The 24,448-nt window shown below is 73.7% G+C and carries 22 protein-coding genes and 1 pseudogene; 14 read left to right on the top strand and 9 right to left on the bottom strand.

Annotated elements, in window-relative coordinates; all coding sequences use genetic code 11:
• Positions 1 to 154: 154 nt before the first annotated feature.
• Complete coding sequence (gene erpA, locus ACFV6D_RS00230; protein ID WP_030391519.1) at positions 155 to 508, bottom strand: iron-sulfur cluster insertion protein ErpA; 354 nt, start codon at positions 506 to 508, stop codon at positions 155 to 157.
• 246 nt (positions 509 to 754) lie between these two features.
• On the opposite strand from erpA, the gene ACFV6D_RS00225 reads away from it, so the two are divergent.
• Positions 755 to 1,615, top strand: coding sequence for a GNAT family N-acetyltransferase (locus ACFV6D_RS00225; protein ID WP_063347296.1), 861 nt, complete (start codon positions 755 to 757; stop codon positions 1,613 to 1,615).
• Positions 1,616 to 1,706: 91 nt separating this feature from the next.
• On the opposite strand, the gene ACFV6D_RS00220 is transcribed toward ACFV6D_RS00225, so the two are convergent.
• The 3 genes from ACFV6D_RS00220 to ACFV6D_RS00210 all read right to left on the bottom strand — a co-directional run bounded on the left by ACFV6D_RS00220 (position 1,707) and on the right by ACFV6D_RS00210 (position 4,848).
• Positions 1,707 to 3,074 carry a pyridoxal-dependent decarboxylase gene (locus ACFV6D_RS00220; RefSeq protein ID WP_244293334.1) on the bottom strand — a complete coding sequence of 456 codons (1,368 nt, stop codon included), beginning with the start codon at positions 3,072 to 3,074 and terminating at the stop codon, positions 1,707 to 1,709.
• Between the two features lie 204 nt (positions 3,075 to 3,278).
• Positions 3,279 to 3,743 carry an Lrp/AsnC family transcriptional regulator gene (locus tag ACFV6D_RS00215; RefSeq protein ID WP_063347298.1) on the bottom strand — a complete coding sequence of 155 codons (465 nt, stop codon included), beginning with the start codon at positions 3,741 to 3,743 and terminating at the stop codon, positions 3,279 to 3,281.
• A 181-nt stretch (positions 3,744 to 3,924) separates the two neighbouring features.
• Complete coding sequence (locus ACFV6D_RS00210; RefSeq protein WP_380557274.1) at positions 3,925 to 4,848, bottom strand: NADP-dependent oxidoreductase; 924 nt, start codon at positions 4,846 to 4,848, stop codon at positions 3,925 to 3,927.
• Between the two features lie 220 nt (positions 4,849 to 5,068).
• On the opposite strand from ACFV6D_RS00210, the gene nadA reads away from it, so the two are divergent.
• Positions 5,069 to 6,253 carry a quinolinate synthase NadA gene (gene nadA, locus ACFV6D_RS00205; RefSeq protein WP_380557271.1) on the top strand — a complete coding sequence of 395 codons (1,185 nt, stop codon included), beginning with the start codon at positions 5,069 to 5,071 and terminating at the stop codon, positions 6,251 to 6,253.
• Between the two features lie 104 nt (positions 6,254 to 6,357).
• Here the strand turns inward: nadA and ACFV6D_RS00200 are convergent, their stop codons facing one another.
• Both ACFV6D_RS00200 and ACFV6D_RS00195 read right to left on the bottom strand, forming a co-directional pair.
• On the bottom strand, positions 6,358 to 6,651 hold the full coding sequence (locus ACFV6D_RS00200) for a hypothetical protein (RefSeq protein ID WP_063347300.1): 294 nt from the start codon (positions 6,649 to 6,651) through the stop codon (positions 6,358 to 6,360).
• 37 nt (positions 6,652 to 6,688) lie between these two features.
• A complete protein-coding gene (locus ACFV6D_RS00195; protein WP_079135541.1) occupies positions 6,689 to 7,492 on the bottom strand; it encodes a PspA/IM30 family protein in 804 nt (267 codons plus the stop codon).
• 299 nt (positions 7,493 to 7,791) lie between these two features.
• Between ACFV6D_RS00195 and ACFV6D_RS00190 the strand changes: the two genes are divergently transcribed.
• Positions 7,792 to 8,382, top strand: a complete 591-nt coding sequence (locus ACFV6D_RS00190; RefSeq protein WP_063347302.1) for a DUF3043 domain-containing protein — start codon at positions 7,792 to 7,794, stop codon at positions 8,380 to 8,382.
• Positions 8,383 to 8,540: 158 nt separating this feature from the next.
• On the top strand, positions 8,541 to 9,281 hold the full coding sequence (locus tag ACFV6D_RS00185; RefSeq protein WP_107453016.1) for a class I SAM-dependent methyltransferase: 741 nt from the start codon (positions 8,541 to 8,543) through the stop codon (positions 9,279 to 9,281).
• Between the two features lie 17 nt (positions 9,282 to 9,298).
• Here the strand turns inward: ACFV6D_RS00185 and ACFV6D_RS00180 are convergent, their stop codons facing one another.
• Positions 9,299 to 9,499 (bottom strand): hypothetical protein, encoded by a 201-nt coding sequence (locus ACFV6D_RS00180; protein WP_063347303.1) that lies wholly within the window; start codon positions 9,497 to 9,499, stop codon positions 9,299 to 9,301.
• 87 nt (positions 9,500 to 9,586) lie between these two features.
• Here ACFV6D_RS00180 and cobU point away from each other — a divergent pair.
• From cobU to ACFV6D_RS00145, 7 genes and pseudogenes are all read left to right on the top strand, one after another.
• Positions 9,587 to 10,189: pseudogene (gene cobU / locus ACFV6D_RS00175) on the top strand (bifunctional adenosylcobinamide kinase/adenosylcobinamide-phosphate guanylyltransferase); the annotation flags it as partial.
• 28 nt (positions 10,190 to 10,217) lie between these two features.
• Complete coding sequence (locus tag ACFV6D_RS00170; protein ID WP_063347305.1) at positions 10,218 to 11,333, top strand: nicotinate-nucleotide--dimethylbenzimidazole phosphoribosyltransferase; 1,116 nt, start codon at positions 10,218 to 10,220, stop codon at positions 11,331 to 11,333.
• 87 nt (positions 11,334 to 11,420) lie between these two features.
• Positions 11,421 to 12,200, top strand: coding sequence for an adenosylcobinamide-GDP ribazoletransferase (locus ACFV6D_RS00165; protein WP_380557268.1), 780 nt, complete (start codon positions 11,421 to 11,423; stop codon positions 12,198 to 12,200).
• A gap of 260 nt (positions 12,201 to 12,460) precedes the next feature.
• Complete coding sequence (locus ACFV6D_RS00160; protein WP_380336568.1) at positions 12,461 to 13,966, top strand: leucyl aminopeptidase; 1,506 nt, start codon at positions 12,461 to 12,463, stop codon at positions 13,964 to 13,966.
• A 478-nt stretch (positions 13,967 to 14,444) separates the two neighbouring features.
• A complete protein-coding gene (gene lpdA / locus ACFV6D_RS00155) occupies positions 14,445 to 15,833 on the top strand; it encodes a dihydrolipoyl dehydrogenase (RefSeq protein WP_063347308.1) in 1,389 nt (462 codons plus the stop codon).
• Positions 15,834 to 15,889: 56 nt separating this feature from the next.
• Positions 15,890 to 17,641: a 2-oxoglutarate dehydrogenase, E2 component, dihydrolipoamide succinyltransferase gene (gene sucB, locus ACFV6D_RS00150; RefSeq protein WP_380557265.1), complete on the top strand. Its 1,752-nt coding sequence runs from the start codon at positions 15,890 to 15,892 to the stop codon at positions 17,639 to 17,641.
• Between the two features lie 215 nt (positions 17,642 to 17,856).
• Positions 17,857 to 18,372, top strand: a complete 516-nt coding sequence (locus ACFV6D_RS00145; protein WP_350885237.1) for a DUF4240 domain-containing protein — start codon at positions 17,857 to 17,859, stop codon at positions 18,370 to 18,372.
• A 71-nt stretch (positions 18,373 to 18,443) separates the two neighbouring features.
• Here ACFV6D_RS00145 and ACFV6D_RS00140 read toward each other — a convergent pair whose 3' ends face one another.
• The gene (locus tag ACFV6D_RS00140) at positions 18,444 to 19,517 is read right to left on the bottom strand and encodes a DUF2510 domain-containing protein (protein ID WP_380557262.1); all 1,074 of its coding nucleotides are present in this window, start codon (positions 19,515 to 19,517) and stop codon (positions 18,444 to 18,446) included.
• Between the two features lie 119 nt (positions 19,518 to 19,636).
• The gene (locus ACFV6D_RS00135; protein ID WP_380557259.1) at positions 19,637 to 20,143 is read right to left on the bottom strand and encodes a GNAT family N-acetyltransferase; all 507 of its coding nucleotides are present in this window, start codon (positions 20,141 to 20,143) and stop codon (positions 19,637 to 19,639) included.
• Between the two features lie 55 nt (positions 20,144 to 20,198).
• On the opposite strand from ACFV6D_RS00135, the gene ACFV6D_RS00130 reads away from it, so the two are divergent.
• From ACFV6D_RS00130 to ACFV6D_RS00120, 3 genes are all read left to right on the top strand, one after another.
• Complete coding sequence (locus ACFV6D_RS00130) at positions 20,199 to 21,104, top strand: TIGR01777 family oxidoreductase (RefSeq protein WP_380557256.1); 906 nt, start codon at positions 20,199 to 20,201, stop codon at positions 21,102 to 21,104.
• Positions 21,105 to 21,565: 461 nt separating this feature from the next.
• Complete coding sequence (locus ACFV6D_RS00125) at positions 21,566 to 22,897, top strand: NAD(P)/FAD-dependent oxidoreductase (RefSeq protein ID WP_380336580.1); 1,332 nt, start codon at positions 21,566 to 21,568, stop codon at positions 22,895 to 22,897.
• A 183-nt stretch (positions 22,898 to 23,080) separates the two neighbouring features.
• Entirely contained in the window at positions 23,081 to 24,304 is a 1,224-nt protein-coding gene (locus ACFV6D_RS00120; protein WP_063347315.1) for a cation:proton antiporter, read from the top strand.
• Positions 24,305 to 24,448 lie beyond the last annotated feature (144 nt).

Genomic DNA, 24,448 nt, shown 5'->3' with positions numbered 1-24,448 from the left:
GCGCGCCCGCCCCGCGCCGGCGGCGCGTCGCGGCGGCCCCCCTCCCGGCGCCCGCCCGGCGGGGGGGGGGGGCGGGGGCGGGCCGGGCGGCACCCCGCCCCCCCCCCGCCTCCGTACCGCGGCTCGAACGAGCGTCGAGCGGTGCTGCTTAGGCCTAGCTGAACGAGTCGCCGCAGGCGCAGGAGCCGGTGGCGTTCGGGTTGTCGATCGTGAAGCCCTGCTTCTCGATGGTGTCGACGAAGTCGACGGTGGCGCCGCCCAGGTACGGGGCGCTCATCCGGTCGGTGACGACCTTGACACCGTCGAAGTCCTTGAGCACGTCGCCGTCGAGCGAGCGCTCGTCGAAGAACAGCTGGTAACGCAGGCCGGAGCAGCCACCGGGCTGGACGGCGACGCGAAGTGCGAGGTCGTCGCGGCCCTCCTGCTCCAGCAGGCCCTTGACCTTGGCCGCGGCGGCATCGGTAAGGAGGATGCCACTCTCGACGGTGGTCTCGTCCTGGACGGTCATCTGCTTTCTCCCGGTCTTTGACGACGGTTTGCCCACAGTGCCAACCAACGGCCGTCCGGATTCATTTCCCGAACGGCGATTGTCTTCGTCGGCTTGCTGGTGGCGGAATTTCCGTGGGCCGGGTGTGCCACCCGTGTCCCCTACGCTCCCCATGCTCGCACAACCCGGGAGGGCGGGTCACCGCCCGAGCCGCGGAATCCGGGGAACCGGCCCCGAGCCGGGCCGGCGGACGCCAGGATGGTGGCCATGATCCTGCGCCAGGTCAGGGACACCGCCGCCGACGCGGAGGCCGTCCAGGAGCTCTCCCTCGCCGCGTTCGCCGATCCGGCCCTGCCCGGTCCGGCGGCCGTGCCGACCCCGCTGCAGCTGGCCCGGACGAGACATCTGGCGCGCACCGATCCGGCGGGCTGCTGGCTGGCGGAGAGCGGCGGGGAGCCGGTCGGCGCGGTGCTGTCGATGCGCCGGGAGGGCCTGTGGGCGCCGTCCCTGTTCGCGGTTCGGCCGCAGGCGCAGGGCAAGGGCGTCGGGCGGCTGCTGCTGGAACGGGCGGCGGCGCACTCGCGGGGCTGCCTGCGCGGGATGGTCTGCGCGTCGGCGTCCCCGGCGGCGGTCCGCCGCTACCGGCTGGCCGGGTTCACCCTGCACCCGGCGATGCGGCTGACCGGGCGGGTGGACCGGGCCGGGCTGCTCGACCCGGGGGACATCCCGGTGCACCGGGGCGGCGCCGTCCACCGGCACCTGCTGGACTCGGTGGACCGGCGGCTGCGCGGGTCCGCGCACGGCCCGGACCACGAGCTGATGCTGGGCCACTTCGAGGAACTGCTGATCGCCGACGCGCTGGCCGGCAGCGGCTACTGCTACCGGGACGGCGGCGAGGTGAAGCTGCTGGCGGCCACCACCAAGCGGATCGCCGCCCGGCTGCTGCGCGAGGCGCTGGCCCGGGTGCCGGACGGGGTCGAGGCGCGGGTGGAGTTCCTGACCGCCGAGCAGGAGTGGGCGCTGGACGTCGGCCTAGAGGTGGGGCTGACCCCGCAGAGCCGGGGCTTCGTCGGGCTGCGCGGGATGCGGCCGCCGGCGCCGTACCTGCCGAGCGGCGCCTTCCTGTGAACGACGGGACGACGGGACGATCGGACGACGGGACGACGTGGCCCCCGCCGGCTGCCTGCTCCGACGGGGGCCACGGGTCACCGGGGGCCGATCAGGCCATGGTGTCCAGGATCTCCCGGACCATGTCCATCGTCGTGCCCGGGTGCAGGAAGGCGAAGCGGGCGACCGTCTCGCCGTCCCAGCCGGTGGGGGTGACGAAGCCGATCTGGTCCGCGAGCAGCTGCTGCGACCAGCGGTAGTAGTCCTCGTTGGTCCAGCCCTTGCGCTTGAAGCAGACGGCCGAGAGCTGCGGGTCGAACAGCAGCTCCAGGTGGTCGGTGTCGCGGATGAGCTGGGCGGTGTCCCGGGCGAGCGTGAGGCCGGCCTCGATGGCGTCGGTGTAGGCCTGGGTGCCGTGGACGGCGAGGGAGAACCACAGCGGCAGGCCGCGGGCGCGCCGGGTGAGGTGGTAGGCGTAGTCGGTGGGGTTCCACTCGTCGCCCTCGGTGTGCAGGACGTCGAGGTAGGAGGCGTCCTGGGTGTGCACGGCCCGGGCGAGCTGCGGGTTGCGGTAGATCAGCGCGGCGCAGTCGAAGGGGGCGAACAGCCACTTGTGCGGGTCGACGACGAAGGAGTCGGCGTGCTCGATGCCGTTGTAGCGCTCGCGCACCGAGGGGGCGAACAGGCCCGCGCCGCCGTAGGCGCCGTCGACGTGGAACCACAGGTCCCGCTCGCGGGCGACCTCGGCCAGGCCCTTGAGGTCGTCGACGATGCCCTCGTTGGTCGTCCCGGCCGTGCCCACGACCGCGATGACGGTCTCCGGGTTCGGGTCGGCGGCCAGCGCGGCGCGCAGCGCCTCGCCGGTGAACCGGCGGTTCACGGTGGGGACCTTGAAGGCCTCGACGCCGATGATGTTGAAGGTGTTCTTGACCGAGGAGTGGACCTGGTCGGCGACGGCGATCCGCAGCCGCGCCTCCGGCCCGACGCCCAGCTTGCGGCGGGCGGTGTCGCGGGCGACGACGAGGGCGGAGAGGTTGCCCGCGGAGCCGCCGGAGACGAAGGTGCCGCCGGCCGAGGCGGGCAGGCCGGCGCGGTCGGCGATCAGGCGCAGCACCTGGTTCTCGGCGGCGATCGCGCCGGCCGCCTCCAGCCAGGAGATGCCTTGCAGGGACGCGCAGGAGACCACCATGTCGAAGAGCAGCGCGGCCTTGGTCGGGGCGCACGGGATGAACGACAGGTAGCGCGGGCTGTCGGCGGAGATCACCGCGCGGGACAGCTCGTGGTCGTAGAGCTTGAGCACGTCGGCGGGGGCGTTGCCGTCCGCGTTCAGCAGACCGGCCAGCTGGGCGCGCAGGTGCTCGCCGTCACCGGGGTGGTCGAGCGGGACGGGGTCGTACTGCAGCCGGTCCCGCATGTAGTCGAAAACCAGGTCGACCAGTTCGTTGTCGGGCCGGTGCATGCGGTCGGGGGCTGCGGACACGGCTGTCCCTCTCGGCTGTGGGGTGTCGGGGGATGCCCGGTCGGCGGGGCGGTTCACCGCGTGGACCGGACGTGATCAGCGTAGGCAGCGGGAGGGGTTCGCCGCGCGTCGGAACCCGGCTGGTCAGGCAGCTTTCGGGCGTCTTCGGGCCGGTCCGCGCAGGATTCCTGCGCACCGGCCGGAGGGGGCCGGACGGGGCGCGCCTCAACCGATGAGCTGGGAGAGGACGACCGAGGAGCGGCTGCGCTGGACGCCGGGCTCGCGGCGGATGCGCTCGATGACGGCCTCCAGGTGGCGCATGTCGGCGGCTCGCAGGTGGACCAGGGCGTCCGGGTCGCCGGTGACCGTCCAGGCGGCGATCACCTCGGGGAACTGGCGCAGGCTGGCGAGGATCTCCTCGGGGGCGGTCCGCTCGCGGCAGTAGACCTCGACGAAGGCCTCGGTCTGCCAGCCGAGCACCGACGGGTCGAGCACCACGGTGAAGCCCCGCACCACGCCGCGCGCCCGCAGCCGGTCGATCCGGCGGCGCACGGCGGTGGCGGAGAGGTTGACCTGGAGGCCGATCTCGGCGTACGAGGCGCGGCCGTCGCGGCCGAGCCGGGCGAGCAGCAGCCGGTCGGTCTCGTCCAGGTCGGCCCCGACCACCTCGTGCGCTCGGCTGCTGGTCATCGGTGCGGGGCTCCACGGGTCGTACGGGTCGGTTGCGGCCTCGGGCGGCGGCCCTCGGACGGAGGGCGGTAGGGGCGGCTGCCGAAACGGTTCGCCAACCATTCTGGCGGATGTCAGGAGCAAGTTCACCGCTCGCAGATGACGGCCGGTGGTCCGCCGCCGGTCGGCAGCCGGTCCGCCGTCAGTCGGCCAGCAGGACGATCTTGCCTCGGGTGCGGCCCTCGGCGCTGAGCGCCTGGGCGGAGGCCGCCTGCGCGAGCGGGAAGGTGGAGGCGACGGTGACGGTCAGCCGGCCGTCGTCGGCCAGCGCGGCCAGCTCGGCGAGGTCCGCGGCGTCCGGGCGGACCCAGACGTAGTGGCCGCCGAGGGCCTTCACCCCGAAGTCGGTGATCGAGGCGATCCGGCTCTGGTCCGCCACCAGGCTCGCCGAGAGCGGGACGGCGCCGTGGCCGACCAGGTCGAGGGCCGCGTCGACCCCGCCCGGGGCGAGCGCCCGGACCCGGTCGGCCAGGCCCTCGCCGTAGAGCACCGGCTCGGCGCCGAGGCCGCGCAGGTAGTCGTGGTTGCGCTCGCCCGCGGTGCCGATCACCCGGGCGCCGAGGGCCCGGGCGATCTGGACGGCCAGGTGCCCGACCCCGCCGGCCGCGGCGTGCACCAGCAGGGTCTCCCCCGCCCGCAGCCGCAGCGCCTTGAGGCTCTGCAGCGCGGTGAGCCCGGCCAGCGGCAGGCCGCCGGCCTGGGCCCAGTCCAGTGCGGCCGGCTTGCGGGCGAGGGTGCGGACCGGGGCGGAGACGAGTTCGGCGTAGGTGCCGTGTTCGACGGTGTCCTTGCGGACGTAGCCGTAGACCTCGTCGCCGGGCGCGAACTCGGTGACGCCGCCGCCGACGGCGCGGACCACGCCGGCCAGGTCCCAGCCCATGACGAGCGGGAAGTGCGCGTCCAGCAGGCCGTCCAGGGCGCCGTCCCGGATCTTCCAGTCCACCGGGTTCACCCCGGCCGCCCGCATCTGCACCAGGACCGAGTCCGGGCCGATCTTGGGGTCGGGCAGGTCGGTGTACTCGACGACTTCGGGGCCGCCGTAGCGGTTGATCGCGATTGCCTTCATGGCCTCAGCCATACCCGGGCCCGGCCGGATATCGATTCGGCCACGCGAGGACCACCCCAAAACGGTCATCCGGCTCCGCCGGGGGTCCGATTCGGCGAGCGGTTCTCGTCACATCGACAGGATGGCCATCGTCACTCTGACGCTAACCGGTTATCATAGATAGCGTCAGATAGACGAAAAGGCTTCAGGCTTGATCGGCCGCACAGAAGGGCACCCGCCCGTGACCACCACCATCACCGAGACCCACGGCGTCGACCCCACTCCGACGCCGCTCGCTCTGCTGCTGCTCGGCCGCGAGGCCGACCCGAACAGCGAGCGCGGCGTCGAGTGCCCCGGCGACCTCCCCCCGGCCTCCGACCCGAACCTCGTCGAGCGCGCCCGCGCTGCCAAGGCCGCGCTCGGTGACCGGGTCTTCATCCTCGGACACCACTACCAGCGCGACGAGGTGATCGAGTTCGCCGACGTCACCGGCGACTCCTTCAAGCTCGCGCGCGACGCCGCGGCCCGCCCGGAGGCCGAGTACATCGTCTTCTGCGGCGTGCACTTCATGGCCGAGTCCGCCGACATCCTGACCGGCGACGCCCAGCAGGTCGTCCTCCCGGACCTCGCGGCCGGCTGTTCGATGGCCGACATGGCCACCGCCGAGCAGGTCGCCGAGTGCTGGGACGTGCTGACCGACGCCGGCATAGCCGACGTCACCGTCCCGGTCTCGTACATGAACTCCTCCGCCGACATCAAGGCCTTCACCGGCAGGCACGGCGGCACCATCTGCACCTCCTCCAACGCCGAGCGCGCCCTGGAGTGGGCCTTCGAGCAGGGCCAGAAGGTGCTGTTCCTGCCCGACCAGCACCTCGGCCGCAACACCGCGGTGCGCGATCTGGGCCTCTCGCTGGACGACTGCGTCCTGTACAACCCGCACAAGCCGAACGGCGGCCTGACCGCCGAGCAGCTGCGGGACGCCAAGATGATCCTGTGGCGCGGCCACTGCTCGGTGCACGGCCGGTTCAGCGTGGACTCGGTGAACGACGTGCGCGCGCGGATCCCCGGCATCACCGTGCTGGTGCACCCCGAGTGCAAGCACGAGGTCGTCTCGGCCGCCGACATGGTGGGCTCGACCGAGTACATCATCAAGGCGCTGGACGCCGCCGAGCCCGGCTCCAAGTGGGCCATCGGCACCGAGCTGAACCTGGTCCGCCGCCTGGCCAAGGCCCACCCGGACAAGGAGATCGTCTTCCTGGACCGGACGGTCTGCTTCTGCTCCACCATGAACCGGATCGACCTGCCGCACCTCGTCTGGGCGCTGGAGTCGCTGGTCGAGGGCCGGGTGCCGAACGTGATCACCGTCGACCCGGAGACCGAGAAGTACGCCAAGGCGGCGCTGGACCGGATGCTGGCCCTGCCGTAGCCGGCCCGGCCCGACCCGGCCGCCGGAACACGACGACACGACGAAGGGCGGGTCCCCTCCCACCGGAGGGGACCCGCCCTTTCGTCTGGCACCGGCCGCGGCGGCTACTCGGGGTAGCCCGGGATCACACCCTCGCCGTCGGCCATCAACAGCTCGCGGACCTCGTCGATCGTCGCCTCGGCGCTCGGCAGGATCAGCTCGGACGGCGCCAGTGAATCCAGCGGCACCGGGGTGCCGAACTGCTTCACCGCGTCCAGCAGCTTGCCGTAGGCGCGACGGAAGTGCTCCTCGTCCCCCGACTCCACTGCGGTGACGAGCTCGGAGTCGAGCTCGTTGAGCAGGTTCAGGTGGTCATCGCCCACCTCGTACTGCCCCTCACCCATGACCCTCATGATCATGCCGTGCGTCTCCCTGGTTCGTGGGATGGAGCTCAGATCACTTGTTGTAGTTGATGCGCGGGGTGTCCTGCTGGGGGTGGGCCTGCGGCTGCTGCGGCTTGCCCTGCTCGATCGCGGCCGGACCGGAGGACGGGCCCCCCAGCTCGGCCTTCATCCGGGCCAGCTCCAGCTCGACGTCGGTGCCGCCGGCCACTCGCTCCAGCTCGGCCTCGATGTCGTCCTTGCGGCCGAGACCGCTCGCGTCATCGAGCGCACCGGACGCCAGCAGCTCGTCGATCGCACCGGCCCGGGCCTGCATCTGGGCCGTCTTGTCCTCGGCCCGCTGAATGGCCAGGCCGACGTCGCCCATCTCCTCCGAGATCCCGGAGAAGGACTCGGCGATGCGGGTCTGCGCCTGAGCAGCGGTGTACGTGGCCTTGATGGTCTCCTTCTTGGTGCGGAAGGCGTCCACCTTGGCCTGCAGCCGCTGGGAGGCGAGCGTGAGCTTCTCCTCCTCGCCCTGAAGGGCCTGGTACTGCGTCTCCAGGTCGGTGATCTGGGACTGCATGTTGGCCCGGCGGGTCAGCGCCTCGCGCGCGAGGTCCTCACGGCCCAGGGACAGCGCCTTGCGGCCCTGGTCCTCGTACTTCGCCGACTGCTGCTGGAGCTGGGTCAGCTGGAGTTCCAGGCGCTTGCGCGAGGTCGCGACGTCCGCGACGCCACGCCGTACCTTCTGCAGCAGTTCGAGCTGCTTCTGGTAGGAGTAGTCGAGCGTCTCTCGGGGATCCTCCGCCCGATCCAAGGCCTTGTTCGCCTTGGAGCGGAAGATCAACCCCATACGCTTCATGATTCCGTCGCTCATGGGCCTCGGGTGCCCCCTTCTCCGGCCTGCGGTCTCTATCTCGATACCAGACACGACGAGTGTATGTGCAGCGAGCCCGTCGCCGCAGTGCACCTGCCTGCTACAAGACTGCTACAGCGACCAGCGGAGTTCCTCCTCCCCCGGGTGGATCCGCCTCTCATCCCCTCCATAGTCCATCCGATTGATCCCCTACGGGAAGGGGCCGGGAAACCCCGGCGGGCGGCCGACCTCGCGGATCGATACGCGTTTGGGTCCGAGGGGACCCCGAGAAGCCGCCCGGCACCCCGTACGCTGGTGGTGTGTTCCGACGCCGTTCAGATGATGCAGCCGCCTCCGCCACCGTGCTGGAGAAGCCGGACGAGACCCGCCACCCCCAGGCCAAGAAGGGCCGGCCAACGCCCAAGCGCAGCGAGGCCGAGGCCAACCGGCGTACCCGGGTGACGGTGCCCAAGGACCGCAAGGAGGCCGCCCGCCAGGCCCGCGAGCGGATGCGCTCCGAGCGCGAGAAGCAGCGCACCGCGCTGATGGAGGGCGACGAGCGCCACCTGCCGGCCCGCGACAAGGGCCCGGTGCGCAAGTTCGCCCGCGACTACGTGGACGCCCGCTGGTCGCTCGCCGAGTTCTTCCTGCCCGCCGCCGTGGTCATCCTGGTGCTGAGCATCATCAAGGTGCCCGCCATCCAGCTGCTGTCCACGCTGCTGTTCCTGCTGTTCTTCGTGCTGGTGATCCTGGACTTCGTCCGCCTCGGCTTCGGTCTGCGCAAGCAGTTCGCCGAGCGCTTCGCCGGCCAGAACACCCGCGGCGCGGTCGCCTACGGCCTGATGCGCATCCTGCAGATGCGCCGGCTGCGACTGCCCAAGCCGCAGGTGCGGCGCGGGGAGAAGCCCTGACCGCCGAACCGGTGGACTCCGGCTGGGCCCCGCCTTCCTGGGAGGGGCCCGGCCTGTACGCGTTGCCGGGGCAGGGGGACGGCGGCCACGACCGGATCGGCCAGGAGCGCCGGCTGCCCTCGCGCAGCGGCTCCTTCGCCGGCGGTACCGGCGCCTGGCTGGACCGGCTCGGCGGACTGCGCAACTTCGTCCGCCAGGAGCTGGTCTCCCGGCAGCTCGCCGAGCAACTGGCCGGCCGCACCGCGCAGCGCGTCCTCGACATCGGCTGCGGCCAGGGCACCCAGGCGCTGCGCCTGGCCCGGGCCGGCCACTACGTCACCGGCATCGACTCCGACCCGGTCGCGCTCGGCGTCGCCCAGGGGGCGCTCGCCGAGGAACCGCCGGAGGTCGCCGGCCGGCTGCAACTGCTCAGCGGCGACGCCCACCAGTGCGGGCGCTGGTTCGGCCCGCGCAGCTTCGACGTGGTGCTCTGCCACGGCGTCCTGATGTACCTGCCCGCCCCCGACCCGATGATCGCCTCGCTGGCCCGGCTGCTGGCCCCGGGCGGGCTGCTCTCGCTGCTGGTCCGCAACCGCGACGCGCTCGCCCTGCGGCCCGCCGCCGCCGGGGACTGGCGGGCCGCCCTGCACGCCTTCGAGAGCGACCGGTACTACAACCGGCTCGGGCTGGCCGCCCGCGCCGACCGCCTCGCCGACCTCACCGTCACCCTCTCCGAGGTGTCGGTGCCGCTGAAGCACTGGTACGGCGTACGGGTCTTCACCGACAACGCGCCCGACGACGCGGCCCCGCCGGTGGACGGGCGGCAGCTGGCCCAGCTGCTGGAGGCCGAGGACCGGGCCGGCCGCACCGACCCGTACCGGCAGGTCGCCGCGCTGCTGCACGTGGTCGGGGCCAAGTAGCGGCCCCGCGACAGCGGTTACGCCTCGTGCAGGCTCATCGAGTAGATCACCCGGTCGTCGTCCAGCAGGACCGCCGTGTCGATGCCGTCCTCGGCGAGCTGCTTCCAGGACTCCCCGATCCAGGTCTCGGCGTCCCCCTGGCCCGCGAACTCCTCCTGCGCGCCCTCCGGCACCACCGCGGTGCCGTCCGACTTCTCGTACCGCCACGTCCAGACCATGCCCGGCTCCTCCCACCGACGACGCTGCCTGCGTGCTGCGCACCTTAGCCTGCCCGGCCCGATCTTCCGTATGCCTGGCCGGACGCTCCGGATGCCCGGTCGGGCAGGATGGGCGGCATGGCGATCCACCACCCGCTCCCCCGCACGCTGCTGCTCGGCGGCGCCCGCTCCGGCAAGTCCACCCGGGCCGAGCAGCTGCTCGCCGACCACCCGGACGTCCTGTACGTGGCCACCGGCGGCACCCGGGACGGCGACGCCGAGTGGGCCCAGCGGGTCGCGCTGCACCGCGAGCGGCGGCCGGCGAGCTGGCGCACCGCCGAGACCTGCGACCTGGAGGCCGTGCTGGCCGACCGGGCCGACCCGGCGCCGGTGCTGGTCGACTGCCTGGCACTGTGGCTGACCGCCGTGATGGACGAGTGCGGCGCCTGGGACGACGCGGTCTGGGCGGCGGGTGGGGAGGCCGCCGTCCAGCGGCGCTGCGAGGCCCTGGCGCGGGCCTGGGCGGCCACCGGGCGCACGGCCGTCGCGGTCAGCAACGAGGTCGGGATGGGCGTCGTCCCGGCGACCGCCGCAGGCCGGCGCTTCCGCGACACCCTGGGCCGGCTGAACATGGCCGTGGCGGACGCCTCCGAGCGTGTGCTGCTGGTCGTGGCCGGGCAGGTTCTGACCGTCAAGCCAGCCGCCGCCTGAACATCTGCGGCGTGTAGCCTTCCGGACGATGGACACGACCGTGGATCTCGATACGTTCTCCTCGCTCGTCGAGCGCCCCGACGAGAGCGCCCGACGGGCCGCCGAGGAACGCTGGCAGGAGGCCGGCCGGCCGCGCGGCGGGCTCGGCAAGCTGGAGGAGCTGGGCAGCTGGCTGTCGTCCGTACAGGGGCGATCCCCCGTGCGGCCGGTGTCGGCCCCCAAGGTGCTGCTGTTCGCCGCCGACCACGGCGTGGCCGCGCTCGGGGTGTCCCGGCTGCCCGCCAAGGGCGGCACCGCCGCGCGGGTGCGCGCCGTCCTGGACGGCACCGCGCCGGTCACCCGGCTGGCCCGGCGCTACGGCGCCGAGGTGCGGGTCGTCGACGTCGCGGTGGACGCCGACCCCGCCGACTTCCCGGACGACGTGGTCACCCACCGGATCCGGCGCGGCTCCGGCCGGATCGACGTCGAGGACGCGCTCACCCCCGAGGAGACCGCGCGGGCCTTCCGGGCCGGCATGGCCGTCGCCGACGAGGAGGCCGACGCCGGCACCGACCTGGTGCTGCTCGGCGACCTCGGCGTCGGCGCCACCACCGTCGCCGCCGTCCTGGTCGGCGCACTGTGCGGAACGGACGCGGCCGCCGTCACCGGGCGCGGCTCGGGCGTCGACGACCGGGTCTGGATGGTCAAGTGCGCCACCATCCGCGACTCCCTGCGGCGGGCCCGGCCCGTCCTCGGCGACCAGCTGGCGCTGCTCGGCGCCACCGGCGGGGCCGACTTCGCGGCGATCACCGGCTTCCTGCTCCAGGCCGCGGTGCGACGGCTCCCGGTGGTGCTGGACGGCGTCGTCTCGGCGGCCTGCGCGCTGGTCGCACAGCGGATCGCCTTCCGGGCGCCGGAGTGGTGGCGGGCCGGGCAGTCCAGCGGCGAGCCCGCCCAGGCCAAGGCCTACGACCGGCTCACCCTGACGCCGCTGCAGGACCAGGGGATCACCATGGGCGAGGGCCTCGGCGCGCTGCTGGCCCTGCCGCTGCTCCAGGCCGCGGGCGACGCGCTCGCGGACGAGGCCCCGCGGCCGTTCGTGCCGTCGGCACCGAAGGAGCAGCCGAAGCTGCCCTCGGCGGCGGACCTGCTGCGGCGGCTGTAGCAACCCGCGGCAACCTGTGGCACCAGGATCATGGGCGCCCCGTCCGGCACATCGGACGGGGCGCTTCCGTTCGGAGGGAAACACGTCGTGCAGGGCGCCAGTTGGGCCGAGGGGCTCCGGTTCGGGTTCGGGACGCTGTCCGTGCTGCGGGTGCGGGTGGAGCGGTGGGACCGGGCCGCGGCCGCGCGGGCGATGACCGCGGCCCCCGTGGTGGGGCTGGTGCTCGGCGCGGCGGCCGCCGGGGCGGGGTCACTGGTGGCCTGGCGGGCCGGCGGGCTGCTCGGGGCGGTGGCGGCGGTGGGGGTGCTGGCCGCGCTCACCCGGGGGCTGCACCTGGACGGTCTGGCGGACGTGGCCGACGGCCTGGGCAGCGGGAAGCCGGCCGAGGACGCTCTGCGCATCATGAAGCAGTCCGACATCGGCCCGTTCGGCGTCCTGACCCTCCTTCTCGTGCTGCTGGCCCAGATCGCCGCGCTGGCCGGACAGTTCGCCGAGTCGACCACACGCGGCGCGCTCGCGGTGCTGGCGTCGGCGGTGACCGCGCGGTGCGCGCTCGCCTGGGGCTGCCTGCGGTCGGTGCCGGCCGCCCGGCCGGGCGGCCTGGGCGCGATGGTGGCGGGCACCGTGGCACCCGCCGGAACGGTCGCGGGGACGGCCGCCGCGGCGCTCGCCCTGGCCGCCCTCGGACTGTTTGACGGATCGTCAACCCTTCGTCTCCCCACGGCCGTTGCGCTCGGCGTCGGCTGCGCCCAGCTGCTGCTCCGGCGCTGCGTACGGCGGTTCGGCGGAATCACCGGGGACGTGCTCGGCGCGATGGCGGAAACCGCCGCGACCGCTTCGCTGTTCGCCCTGGCGTTGCTCGGCTGACACCGGGCGGCGCGTGATCCCACCATGCGGACTACCATGCGGGGAGCACCGCAGCCCTGCACCGTCGCAGGTCCTGCCCGCCCGGCCTGACCCGAGGAGCCGGGGCCTCTGGTGTGCGTGGCCGCGACCTGCGCGGGTGCGCGCGCCAGGGGGCCCGGACCCGGAGCGTACCGGGCGGTCCGGCCTGCGACGGCGGGTTGCGCCGGTGCGGCAGCCTCGCCGCAACCGGCCGTGGACCGCGAAAGAACAGGACGCATTACGTGACTGCATTGTCTGTGAGCACCTCCTCCGCCGCCTCGCTGCGCGCGGACGCCCTGGTGGTCGGTGTCGCCAAGGGCCCCAAGGGCATCGTGCTGGCCCCCGGCTCCGAGGCCGTGAACGAGGCGTTCGAGGGCAAGCTGACCGAGGTCCTCAGCACCCTGGGCGCGACCGGCGCCGAGGGCGAGGCCGTCAAGGTGCCCTCCCCCGCCGGCCTGAAGGCCGCGCTCGTGCTCGCGGTCGGCCTCGGCGAGGCCGCCGAGGCCGGCTACCAGCTGGAGGCGCTGCGCCGCGCCGCTGGTGTCGCCGCCCGCACCCTGGCCGGCGCCAAGAAGGCCGCGCTGGCCCTGCCGGCCGAGTCCGCGGACGAGGTCGAGGCCGTCGCGCTGGGCGGCCTGCTCGGCTCGTACGCCTTCGGCACCTACAAGGCCGACGGCAGCGGCAAGGAGCCGGTCGGCGAGCTGGTCGTGCTGGCCCCCCGCAAGGGCAGCAAGGACGCCAAGGCGGCCGTGGAGCGCGCCGCCGCGGTCGGCGAGGAGATGAACCGGGCCCGTGACCTGGTCAACACCGCGCCGAACGACCTGAACCCGAAGAGCTTCGCCGCGATCGCCCAGGCGGCCGGCAAGGAGCACGGCCTCAAGGTCGAGGTGCTCGACGAGAAGGCGCTGCTCAAGGGCGGCTTCGGCGGCCTGCTGGGCGTCGGCAACGGCTCGGCCAACCCGCCGCGGCTGGTGAAGGTGGCCTACACCCACCCGAAGGCGAAGGCCACGCTGGCCTTCATCGGCAAGGGCATCACCTACGACTCGGGCGGCATCTCGCTGAAGCCGGCCGGCCACAACGAGACCATGAAGTGCGACATGGCCGGCGCCGCCGCCGTGTTCGCCGCCGTGGTGGCCGCCAAGCGCCTGGGCCTGGCCGTCAACGTGACCGGCTGGCTGGCGCTGGCCGAGAACATGCCGTCCGGCTCCGCCACCCGCCCCGGCGACGTGCTGCGCATGTACGGCGGCAAGACCGTCGAGGTGCTGAACACCGACGCCGAGGGCCGTCTGGTGCTGGCCGACGCGATCGTGCGCGCCGGCGAGGAGAACCCGGACGTCATCGTCGACGTGGCGACCCTGACCGGCGCCATGGTGCTGGCCCTGGGCAACCGCACCTTCGGCGTGATGTCCAACAACGACGAGCTGCGCGCGACCCTGCACACCGTCTCGGGCGAGGTCGGCGAGCAGTCCTGGCCGATGCCGCTGCCGGCCGAGCTGCGCAAGGGCATGACCGAGTCGACCATCGCCGACCTGGCGAACATGGGCGAGCGGATGGGCGGCGGCCTGGTGGCCGGCCTGTTCCTGAAGGAGTTCGTGGCCGAGGGCATCGACTGGGCGCACCTGGACATCGCCGGCCCGGCGTTCCACGAGAGCGCGCCGTTCGGCTACACCCCGAAGGGCGGCACCGCGAGCGCGGTGCGCACCCTGGTCCGGTTCGCCGAGCAGACCGCGGCGGGCGGCAAGGCCTGATCAGGCACCCGAGTCGAGGGGGGGGGGGGGGGCGGGGGGCCGGGCCCCCCCCGCGGGGGGGGGGCGGGGAACACTGGGTTCGCCGTGGGTTCGCGCGCGGGTCCGCTGTCGGCCCGTCGCGGGTCCGTCACGTTCCGGCGCCGGTTACCTGCGAGTAGGCCGGGACCTCGCCCCGCACCTCTGTTCGCTGCGGGCGAAACTTTGTTCCACCCTGCGGAAGACGCGGCGCCGCAGGGCCGCCCCGACGCCCGTCCGGCGGCTGTCAACCCCGCGTTGAGCTGCAATGATGCCCTTCCGTCGGGGGTATTCCCGCCCCGGTGACCGCTCTGTGGGACACCCCTGGGGTGGACCCGGACATCAGCCACCGCGAACAAGTGCGAAGATGTATTTCCGGCACGACTGGGCGCCTCACAAAGGCTTCCGACCCACCGGACCGCGACCGGCCCGGCGACCCACCCCATTGCATGGAGGACGTGACGTGGCGAACGACGCCAGCACCGTTTTCGACGTAGTCATTCTCGGAGGCGGAAGCGGCGGTTACGCCGCGGCGCTCCGCGCCGCTCAGCTGGGCCTGAGCGTCGCCCTGGTCGAGAAGGGGGAGCTGGGTGGCACCTGCCTGCACCGCGGCTGCATCCCGACCAAGGCTCTGCTGCACGCCGCCGAGATCGCGGACGAGACGAAGGAGGCCGCCGAGTTCGGCGTTCTGGCCACCTTCCAGGGCATCGACATCAACGGCGTCCACAAGTACAAGGACGACGTCGTCGCCGGCCTGTACAAGGGCCTCCAGGGCCTGGTCGCCTCCCGCAAGGTCACCTTCATCCAGGGCGCGGGCAAGCTCTCCTCGCAGACCTCGGTGGACGTCAACGGCCAGCGCATCGAGGGCCGCCACATCCTCCTGGCCACCGGCTCCGTGCCGCGCTCGATCCCGGGCCTGGAGATCGACGGCAACCGCGTGATCTCCTCGGACCACGCGCTCAAGCTCGACCGCATCCCGAAGTCGGCCGTCATCCTCGGCGGCGGCGTGATCGGCGTCGAGTTCGCCTCCGTCTGGAAGTCCTTCGGCGTCGAGGTCACCATCGTCGAGGCGCTGCCGCACCTCGTCCCGCTGGAGGACGAGAACTCCTCCAAGCTGCTGGAGCGCGCGTTCCGCAAGCGCGGCATCAAGTTCGAGCTGAAGGCCCGCTTCTCGGGCGTCGAGTACACCGAGGCCGGTGTCCGCGTCTCCACCGAGAACGGCAAGCAGATCGACGCCGACCTGCTGCTCGTCGCCATCGGCCGCGGCCCGGTCTCGTCCGGCCTCGGCTACGAGGAGAACGGCGTCGCGATGGACCGCGGCTACGTCCTGGTCGACGAGTACATGCGCACCAACGTGCCCACCATCTCGGCCGTCGGCGACCTCGCCCCGACCCTGCAGCTGGCCCACGTCGGCTTCGCCGAGGGCATCCTGGTCGCCGAGCGCCTGGCCGGCCTCAAGCCGGTGCCGATCGACTACGACGGCGTCCCGCGCGTGACCTACTCCAACCCCGAGGTGGCCTCCGTCGGCATCTCCGAGGCCAAGGCCGTCGAGCTGTACGGCAAGGAGAAGGTCGTCACCCTCAAGTACAACCTGGCCGGCAACGGCAAGAGCAAGATCCTGAAGACCGCCGGCGAGATCAAGCTCGTCCAGGTCAAGGACGGCGCCGTGGTCGGCGTCCACATGGTCGGCGCCCGCATGGGCGAGCAGGTCGGCGAAGCTCAGCTGATCTACAACTGGGAGGCCCTGCCGGCCGAGGTCGCGCAGCTCATCCACGCGCACCCGACCCAGTCCGAGGCCCTGGGCGAGGCGCACCTGGCGCTGGCCGGCAAGCCGCTGCACGCGCACGACTGATCACGCCACCACCCCCCATTTCCAGTACGCAAGACTTGATAGGAGTCGCTGAAACCATGGCGGTCTCAGTAACACTGCCCGCGCTGGGCGAGAGCGTTTCCGAGGGCACCGTCACCCGTTGGCTGAAGGCCGAGGGTGAGCGTGTCGAGGTCGACGAGCCGCTGCTCGAGGTGTCGACCGACAAGGTCGACACCGAGATCCCGTCGCCGGCCTCCGGCATCCTGGCCTCGATCAAGGTCGGCGAGGACGAGACCGTCGACGTCGGCGCCGAGCTGGCGATCATCGACGACGGCTCCGGTGCCCCGGTCGCCGCTGCGGCCCCGGTCGCCGAGGCCGCGCCCGTCGCCGCCCCGGCCCCGGTCGTGGAGGCGCCCGCCGCCCCCGCCCCGGTCGCCGCTGCCGCCCCGGCGGCTCCGGCTGCCGCTCCGGCCGCCGACGCCACCCCGGTCCTGCTGCCCGCACTGGGCGAGTCGGTCACCGAGGGCACCGTCACCCGCTGGCTGAAGGCCGAGGGTGAGACGGTCGAGGTCGACGAGCCGCTGCTCGAGGTCTCCACCGACAAGGTCGACACCGAGATCCCGTCGCCGATCGCCGGTGTCGTGGTGAAGATCCTGGTCGGCGAGGACGAGACCGCCGAGGTCGGCGCCCAGCTCGCGCTGATCGGTGCCGCGGGTGCCGTCGCCGCCGCTCCGGCCCCGGTTGCCCCGGCCCCCGTCGCTCCGGCCGCCCCGGTCGCTCCGGCTGCTCCGGCTCCGGTTGCCCCGGCTCCGGTCGCCGCCGCCCCGGCCCCGGTGGCCGCTCCGGCTCCGGTCGCCGCTCCGGCCCCGGTTGCCGCCCCGGCTCCCGTCGCCCCGGCCGCGCCGGCTGCCCCGGTGGCCGACGCCGGTGACGCCTACGTCACCCCGCTGGTGCGCAAGCTCGCCGCCGAGCACGGTGTCGAGCTGTCCTCCGTCGCCGGTACCGGCGTCGGCGGCCGCATCCGCAAGCAGGACGTCGTCGCCGCCGCGGAGGCCGCCAAGGCCGCCCCGGCCCCGGTCGCCGCCGCCGCTCCGGCCGCTGCGCCGAAGGCCGCCGCCGCGCCGTCCGCCCTGCGCGGCCAGACGGTCAAGATGACCCGCATGCGCAAGGTCATCGGCGACAACATGCTGAAGGCCCTGCACGAGCAGGCCCAGCTGACCAGCGTGGTCGAGGTGGACGTCACCAAGATCATGTCGCTGCGCGGCAAGGCCAAGGAGGGCTTCCTCGCCCGCGAGGGCGTCAAGCTGTCCCCGATGCCGTTCTTCGTCAAGGCCGCCGCCCAGGCGCTGAAGACCCACGCGGTCGTCAACGCCCGGATCAACGAGGCCGAGGGCACCATCACCTACTTCGACACCGAGAACATCGGTATCGCGGTGGACTCCGAGAAGGGTCTGATGACCCCGGTCATCAAGGGTGCGGGCGACCTCAACATCGCCGGTATCTCGAAGAAGACCGCCGAGCTGGCCACCAAGGTCCGCGACAGCAAGATCACCCCGGACGAGCTGTCCGGCGCCACCTTCACCATCAGCAACACCGGCTCGCGCGGTGCGCTGTTCGACACCGTGATCGTGCCGCCGAACCAGGTCGCCATCCTGGGCATCGGCGCCACCGTCAAGCGCCCGGTGGTCATCGAGGCCGACGGCGGCACCGCCATCGGCATCCGCGACATGACCTACCTGTCGCTCTCCTACGACCACCGCCTGGTGGACGGCGCCGACGCCGCCCGCTACCTGGTCGCGGTCAAGGAGATCCTGGAGGCCGGCGAGTTCGAGGTCGAGCTCGGCCTGTAAGGCACCACTGCAGGTCCGCGGTTTCGGCTGCACGGAGCCCCGCGTCGTCCCTGGACGGCGCGGGGCTCCGCCGTTGCCGGGGTCCGCCTGCCGTCCGCCTGCTCCTGGCCGCGCCTGGTCGTCTCCGACCCGCGCCCGGCTGCGTCGAACATCACCAGCGTTTCGCCGGGCCATGGCATGCGCGGGGGCTGGCGAACGGGGATGCTGGAGCGGTGATGGACGAGACCGACTTCTGGCAGATGATCGACGAGACCCGGGAGGACGCCGACGGCGATCCGGACGAGCAGGCCGACCGGCTGGTGGAACGGCTGGTCCAGCTGACCCCGGACGACGTCATCGACTTCGCCCGGCTGTTCGAGGCCCGGTTCCAGCGGGCCTACCGCCACGACCTCTGGGGCGCCGCCTACCTGCTGCTTGACGGCGCCTCCGACGACACCTTCGACTACTTCCGCTGCTGGCTGATCGGCCAGGGCCGGGACGTCTTCGAGGGCGCTCTGTTCGAGCCGGACGACCTGGCGGACCTGCTGCCCGAGTTCGACGAGGAGGAGGACGGCGAGGCCGAGGACCTCGGCTACGCCGCCGACGAGGCGTACGAGCAGCTGACCGGGCTGCCGCTGCCCGAGGTGGGCGGGCGACAGTCCGGCCGACCGGCCGGGGCCGCGCTGGACTTCGACGACCCGGACGTCATGGCGAAACGGTTTCCCAAGCTCTGGGAGCGCTACGGGGATTAGGGCAGGCCACAGGTTCTGTCCGGCCGAACGGCGCGTCAGACACGCCCACGGCGTGAGCGGCGCCGGACGCGTCAGGCGGTGCTGCCGCCGCCGGACGTGCCGTCCTGCTTGATGCCCCTGAGGATCTGGTCCAGCACGGACGCGTCCGGCGCGCTCGGGGTGTCGTCCACCCCGCCCTCGAACACCACGAAGCCGCCGCCCTTGGCCGGGACGGCGGCCAGCAGGACGTAGCCCTGGGTGCCGTCCGCGGTGCGGATGTGCCAGCGCACGGCGTAGCCGGACACGCCCGCGACGGTCGTGTAGCCGGAGCCGGAGTCGGTGTGCGAGCTGATCCCGGTGAAGATCTGGCCGGCGTACGCGGGCATGGTGGCCTCGGCGGCCGTCTTGGCGGTGACGCCCTGGACGGTGTCGGTCTCGACCGAGAACTGGCCGCGGATGCAGGAGTTGCCGTCCGGGCAGGTGTAGCGGCCGGTGCCCAGGTAGACCGTGGAGTGCGGGGAGTCGGGCGCCACGTCCCAGCCGTCGAGCACCGGGACGGTGATCGCGTGCTGGGTGTCCGGGACGGTGCTCCTGACGGTCGGCGCCGGTTTGGGTGCGGGCGTCGGGGCGGGCGTTCCCGCCGTGGGGCTCGGGGCGGGGCCGGCGCCCCGGGTGATGGTGACCGTCGGGTTCGGGGTCGGGTCGGCCTGCGGGGAGCCGCCGCCGCTGAGCACGATCCCGGCGACGATCCCGCCCACGGCCAGGACGGCGACCGCGATGCCGACGACCAGACCGGGCCTCATCCGGCCGGGCGCCGGCTGCTGCGGCGGGTAGCCCGGCGCCGGGTAGCCGTAGCCCGCGCCCTGGGCGGGGTAGCCGTCCTGGGCCGGGTAGTAGCCGTCCTGGCCCGGGTAGCCGTAGCCCGGGGCGGGGGCGCTGCCCGGGTAGCCGTGGCCGGGGGCGTCCTGCGGGCCGCCGTAGCCGTACCCGGGCTGCCGGCCGGGGGGCTGCCAGCCCTGGGTGGGGGCGTCGGCGAGTTGGCCGGCGCCGCCCTGGAGCGGGCGCACCTCGCTGGTCCAGGCGTTGCCGTCCCACCAGCGCTCGTGACCGGGGGTGCCGTCCGCACCGGGGACCGGGTACCACCCGGGGGGCGTCGAGTTGCTCACGGCCGTACGGTACCCGGCGGGGTGCTGGTCCAGACAGAGCGGATCGGTCACGACTCTGCACCGCCCGCCAGGCCTGACGCGCCGTCAGTTTCGGTGGGCGGAAAGGCCGGTCGGGCTTGTCAGTGCGCCAGGCTGCGGGCCATCAGGACGTCGTCCACGTACGACCCGTCGATCAGGAACTCCTCCGCGAGCAAGCCCTCGACGACGAAGCCGCAGCCCTCGTAGAGGCGGCGGGCCGGGGCGTTCCAGCCGAGCACCCGCAGGGTCATCCTGCGCGCGCCCGCGGCCCGGGCGGCCTCGCGCGCCGCCTCGACCAGGCGCCGGCCGACACCCCGGCCGCGGGCCGTGCCGTCGACGACCAGGCCCTGGATCTGCCGGACGTGCCGGTTGCTGGCCAGCGGGGTCGGCGGGACCTGGCGGACGTAGCCGACCACCCGGCCGTCCAGGAGGGCGAGCAGGTACTGCTCCGGGGCGTGCCGTTCGTCGAAGACGCCGTCCCCCTCGGGCGGCTGCGGGGAGACGTCGGCCAGCGGGGACCAGGCGGCACGGTTGAGAACGGCGAGTTCGACCTCGTCCTCGGGCTGAGCTGGGCGGATGATCAGATCGTCCTCGTGCATGCGCGTCATGCTAGTGAGGCGCATGCCGACATGACAGGGCTTTGGGAACTGGGAGGATGGACGCATGCGCATCGCTGTCACAGGCTCCACGGGATTGATCGGCTCGGCTCTCGTCCGCTCCCTGCTGGCGGACGGCCACGAGGTGGTCCGGCTGGTCCGGCGCCGCTCCAGGACGGGCCCGCAGCCCGACGGCAGCACGGCCATCGGCTGGAACCCGCTGCTCGGCCAGGTCGAGCAGGACGGGCTGGCCGGGGTCGAGGCGGTCGTGCACCTGGCCGGCGCCGGGGTCGGCGACCACCGCTGGACGGACGCCTACAAGCGGGAGATCCGGGAGAGCCGGGCACTCGGCACCGAGACGCTGGCCGTCGCACTGGCCGCGCTCAAGGAGCCGCCCCGGGTGCTGGTCAGCGCCTCCGCCGTCGGCTGGTACGGGCAGACCGGCGACCGGGTGATCGACGAGGACTCCCCCGCCGGCGACGACTTCCTGGCCGAGGTCTGCGTGGAGTGGGAGGCGGCCGCGCGGCCAGCCGAGCTCGCCGGCATCCGGGTCGTCCACCCGCGCACCGGGATGGTGCTGTCCGCGGCCGGCGGGGCCGGCGCGCGGCTGTTCCCGCTGTTCAAGCTGGGGCTGGGCGGGCGGCTCGGCGACGGGCGGCAGTACTGGAGCTTCATCTCGCTGGCCGACCAGGTCGCCGCGCTGCGGTTCCTGATCGACCGGGACGACCTCTCCGGCGCCGTCAACCTCACCGCGCCCGATCCCGTCACCAACGCCGAGCTGACGGCGGCGCTCGGGCGGGTGCTCCGGCGGCCGACTCCGTTCCCGGTGCCTGAGGCGGTGCTCAAGGTGGTGCTCGGCGAGCTGGCGGTCGAGGCGGTCGGCAGCCACCGGGTGGTGCCGCGGCGGCTGCTGGACGCGGGCTTCCGCTTCGCGCACCCGGACGTGGACGCGGCGGTGCGCGCGGCGCTGTGAGTGGCGCTGTGCGTGGCGCTGTGCGTGGCGGTGGGGGCGACCGGTGGCGCGGAACCCTGCCGTCCGCCGCGGGTTTCCGGCACGGGCTGCACGGCGGGGCTCCGGTACGTCCCGCTGCGTACGGCGGCTACGGCATTCACGCTGGCCAGGGGCATATGCCGGGCGGAGATCGGGTGGGGGTCGGACGGGGCTCCGGGAGGGGGCGCATGGGAGCACACACCGGGCGCGTCGCACGCCCCCGGTGACCGTGCGCGCCCGCCAACCCCGGAACCCGGCCCCAACGGCGCACTGTCCGTGACCGCGCTCCCGCCCGGTGCCGCACGCCCCCTCTCGACCCTTGGATCGGGCCCGATGCGCTTGTCTGATGCTCACACTGACTGGGCATCACACCGTCGGACCGTGTCCCGGCACCCCGCTGCCTGCGTCGGCCGGAGCCCCGGGACCAGGGAGGGAGCACGCCAGTGCCCACATACGACTTCACCCGCCGCGCCCGCCGCCCGTCCGACCCTGACGTCATCGTCATCGGCGCCGGACTCGCCGGCCTGGCCGCCGCACGCACGCTCACCGGCCGCGGCCTCACCGTGCAGATCCTTGAGGCCACGGACCGGATCGGCGGCCGGATGGCCACCCGCGAACTGGACGGATTCCGGCTCGACGACGGCAGCCACCTGCTGAACACCGCCTTCCCCGAACTCCGCCGCGTCCTCGACCTCGACCGCCTCGACCTGCGCCCGCTCGCCCCCGGAGTCCTCGTGCACAGCGGCGGCCGCCGCTACCGCACCGGGGACCCGCAGCTCACCACCGCCCGGCAGGCCGCCACCCGCGCCCCACTCGGCAGCCCGCTGGACAAGGCCCGGCTCGGCAGCTGGCTCGGCCGGCTCGCCACCACCCCCGCCAGCCGGCTCAAGGCCCGCCCGGAGACCACCACCGCCCGCGCGCTGGCCGGCCACGGGCTCGCCCCGCGCACCCTCGACGGCTTCCTGCGGCCACTGCTCAGCGCGCTGCTCAGTGACCCCGCCCTCGGCACCAGCAGCCGGATCGCCGACCTGGTCCTGCGCTCCTACGCGCGCGGACGGCTCTGTCTGCCCGCCGGCGGGATCGCGGCCGTGCCGGCCCAGCTGGCCACCACCCTGCCCGCCGGCACCGTACGCACCGGGGTGCAGGTCACCTCGATCACCGCCGACGGCGTGGAGACCGCCGCCCACGGGCGGATCGGCGCCCAGGCCGTCGTCCTCGCCACCGACGCCCGCTCCGCCGCCGAACTGCTGCCCGGGCTACGGCTGCCGGACTTCCACCCCGTCACGACCTTCTACCACGCGGCCGACCGCACCCCGCTGGGCGAGGCCGTCCTGCTGCTCGACGGCGACCGGCCCGGCGGGCAGCCGCCGCTGGTCTCGCACTCGCTGGTGCTCAGCGAACTGCACCCCTCCTACGCCCCCGCCGGACAGGCGCTGATCGCCACCACCGTGCTCGGGCGGCGCTCCTTCGACGCGGGCGGCCCGGCCGGACTGGAACCGGCGGTCCGGGCCCGGCTCGCCGAGCTCTACGGCGCCTCGACCACCGGCTGGCAGTTCCTGAACGTGCGGCACGTCCCGGACGCGCTGCCCGCGATGCCGCCGCCGCACAACCCCCGGCGCCCGGTGCGGGTGCTGGCCGGGCTGTACGTCGCCGGGGACCACCGGGACACCAGCACCGTGCAGGGCGCGCTGGTCTCCGGGCGGCGGGCCGCGCAGGCGGTGCTGCGCGACCTCGGCGTCCCGGCCAACGCCCGGGAGGCCGAGGCGGCGGCCTGAGCCCGTCGGGGTCGGCCTGACGGGCTCCCGGCCTGGTTCCCGGCCCGGCTCCCGGCCCGGCGGGCTTTCGGTCTGGCTCCCGGGACACGCTGACGGCCCGCCGGTGGGTGACGGACCGGCGGCATGCCAGGATGCCGACATGACCGCTCATCGGATGATTTACACCGTCCGGCCGGTTGCGCGGTGAGCGCCGCCGTCCAGCCGGTGGCCCTGATCCTGATCCCCGCCGCGGCCGTCGCCGCGCCGCTGCTCGCCGACCGCCTGCTGCGGTGGATCGCCGTCCCGACCGTCGTGTTCGAGATCCTGCTCGGCGTCCTGATCGGCCCCGACGTCCTGAACTGGGCGCGCGTCGACGACCTGGTCAACGCGCTCTCCCAGTTCGGCCTGGCCATGCTGATGTTCCTGGCCGGGTACGAGATCGACTTCGCCAAGCTGCGCGGCGGCCCGCTGAAACGGGCGGGCACCGCGTGGCTGGTCTCGCTCGTGGTGGCGCTCGGCGTGGGCGCGCTGGTCAACCGGGACCCGCTGAACGGCGCCTTCGCCGGGCTCGCGCTCACCACCACCGCCCTCGGGACCATCCTGCCGATCCTCCGCGACTCCGGCGAACTGCCCACCCCCTTCGGCTCGTTGGTGATGGCCACCGGGGCGGTCGGCGAGTTCGGGCCGATCATCGCGATCGCCATCCTGCTCAGCGGCAACTCCCCGGTCCGGACGGCCGTCATCCTCGGCGCCTTCGCGGTGATCACCGCCGTCGCGGTCCTCGGCGCACGCCGCCCCCGGCCCGCCTGGGCCACCCGGCTCATCGAGCGCACCCTGCGCACCTCCGGGCAGTTCGCCGTCCGGGCGGTGATCCTGGTGCTCGCCGTCATGGTGGCCGCCGCGATCTGGCTCGACCTGGACATGCTGCTCGGCGCCTTCACTGCCGGGATCGTCTCCCGGTTGCTGCTCTCCGACATCCGCCGGGCCGAGGAGGAGGTGATCGAGGCCAAGCTGGAGAGCATCGGCTTCGGTTTCCTGGTGCCGGTGTTCTTCGTGGTCAGCGGGATGAACTTCGACCTGTCCGCCCTGCTGGACGACCCCGGCACGATACTGCTCGTCCCGGTGTTCCTGCTGCTGCTCCTGGCCGTGCGCGGACTGCCCGCCGGGCTGCTCGCCCCGGCCGGACTCGGCCGGCGGGACCGCACGGCGCTCGGGCTCTACGGCGCGACGGCGCTGCCGCTGGTCGTGGTGATCACCACCATCGAGGTGGACGACGGCCACCTGCCGTCCTCGACGGCGGCCGCGCTGGTCGGCGCCGGCATGCTCTCGGTGCTGGTGTTCCCGCTGGTGGCGCAGCGGGTGCGCGGCGGCGTCCGGCCGCCCTCGCCGGAGGCCGGGCAGCCGCGCGTCCGGGCCGAGAGCTGGTGACCCGCTTCGCTCCCGCCCGTCGCCGAGGTGCTCGGAGCCGTCGCCGGGATGCTCCAGCCCGTCACCGGGGCGCCCGGAGCCGTCGCCGGGCGGATGGGCCCTTCGGCCCGGGGCGGACCCGGGCCGGACGGGTTTCCAGGGCCG

Source organism: Kitasatospora sp. NPDC059812 (genome assembly GCF_042732075.1).
Lineage (GTDB): Bacteria > Actinomycetota > Actinomycetes > Streptomycetales > Streptomycetaceae > Kitasatospora.
This window is presented reverse-complemented; position numbering and strand designations above follow the sequence as displayed.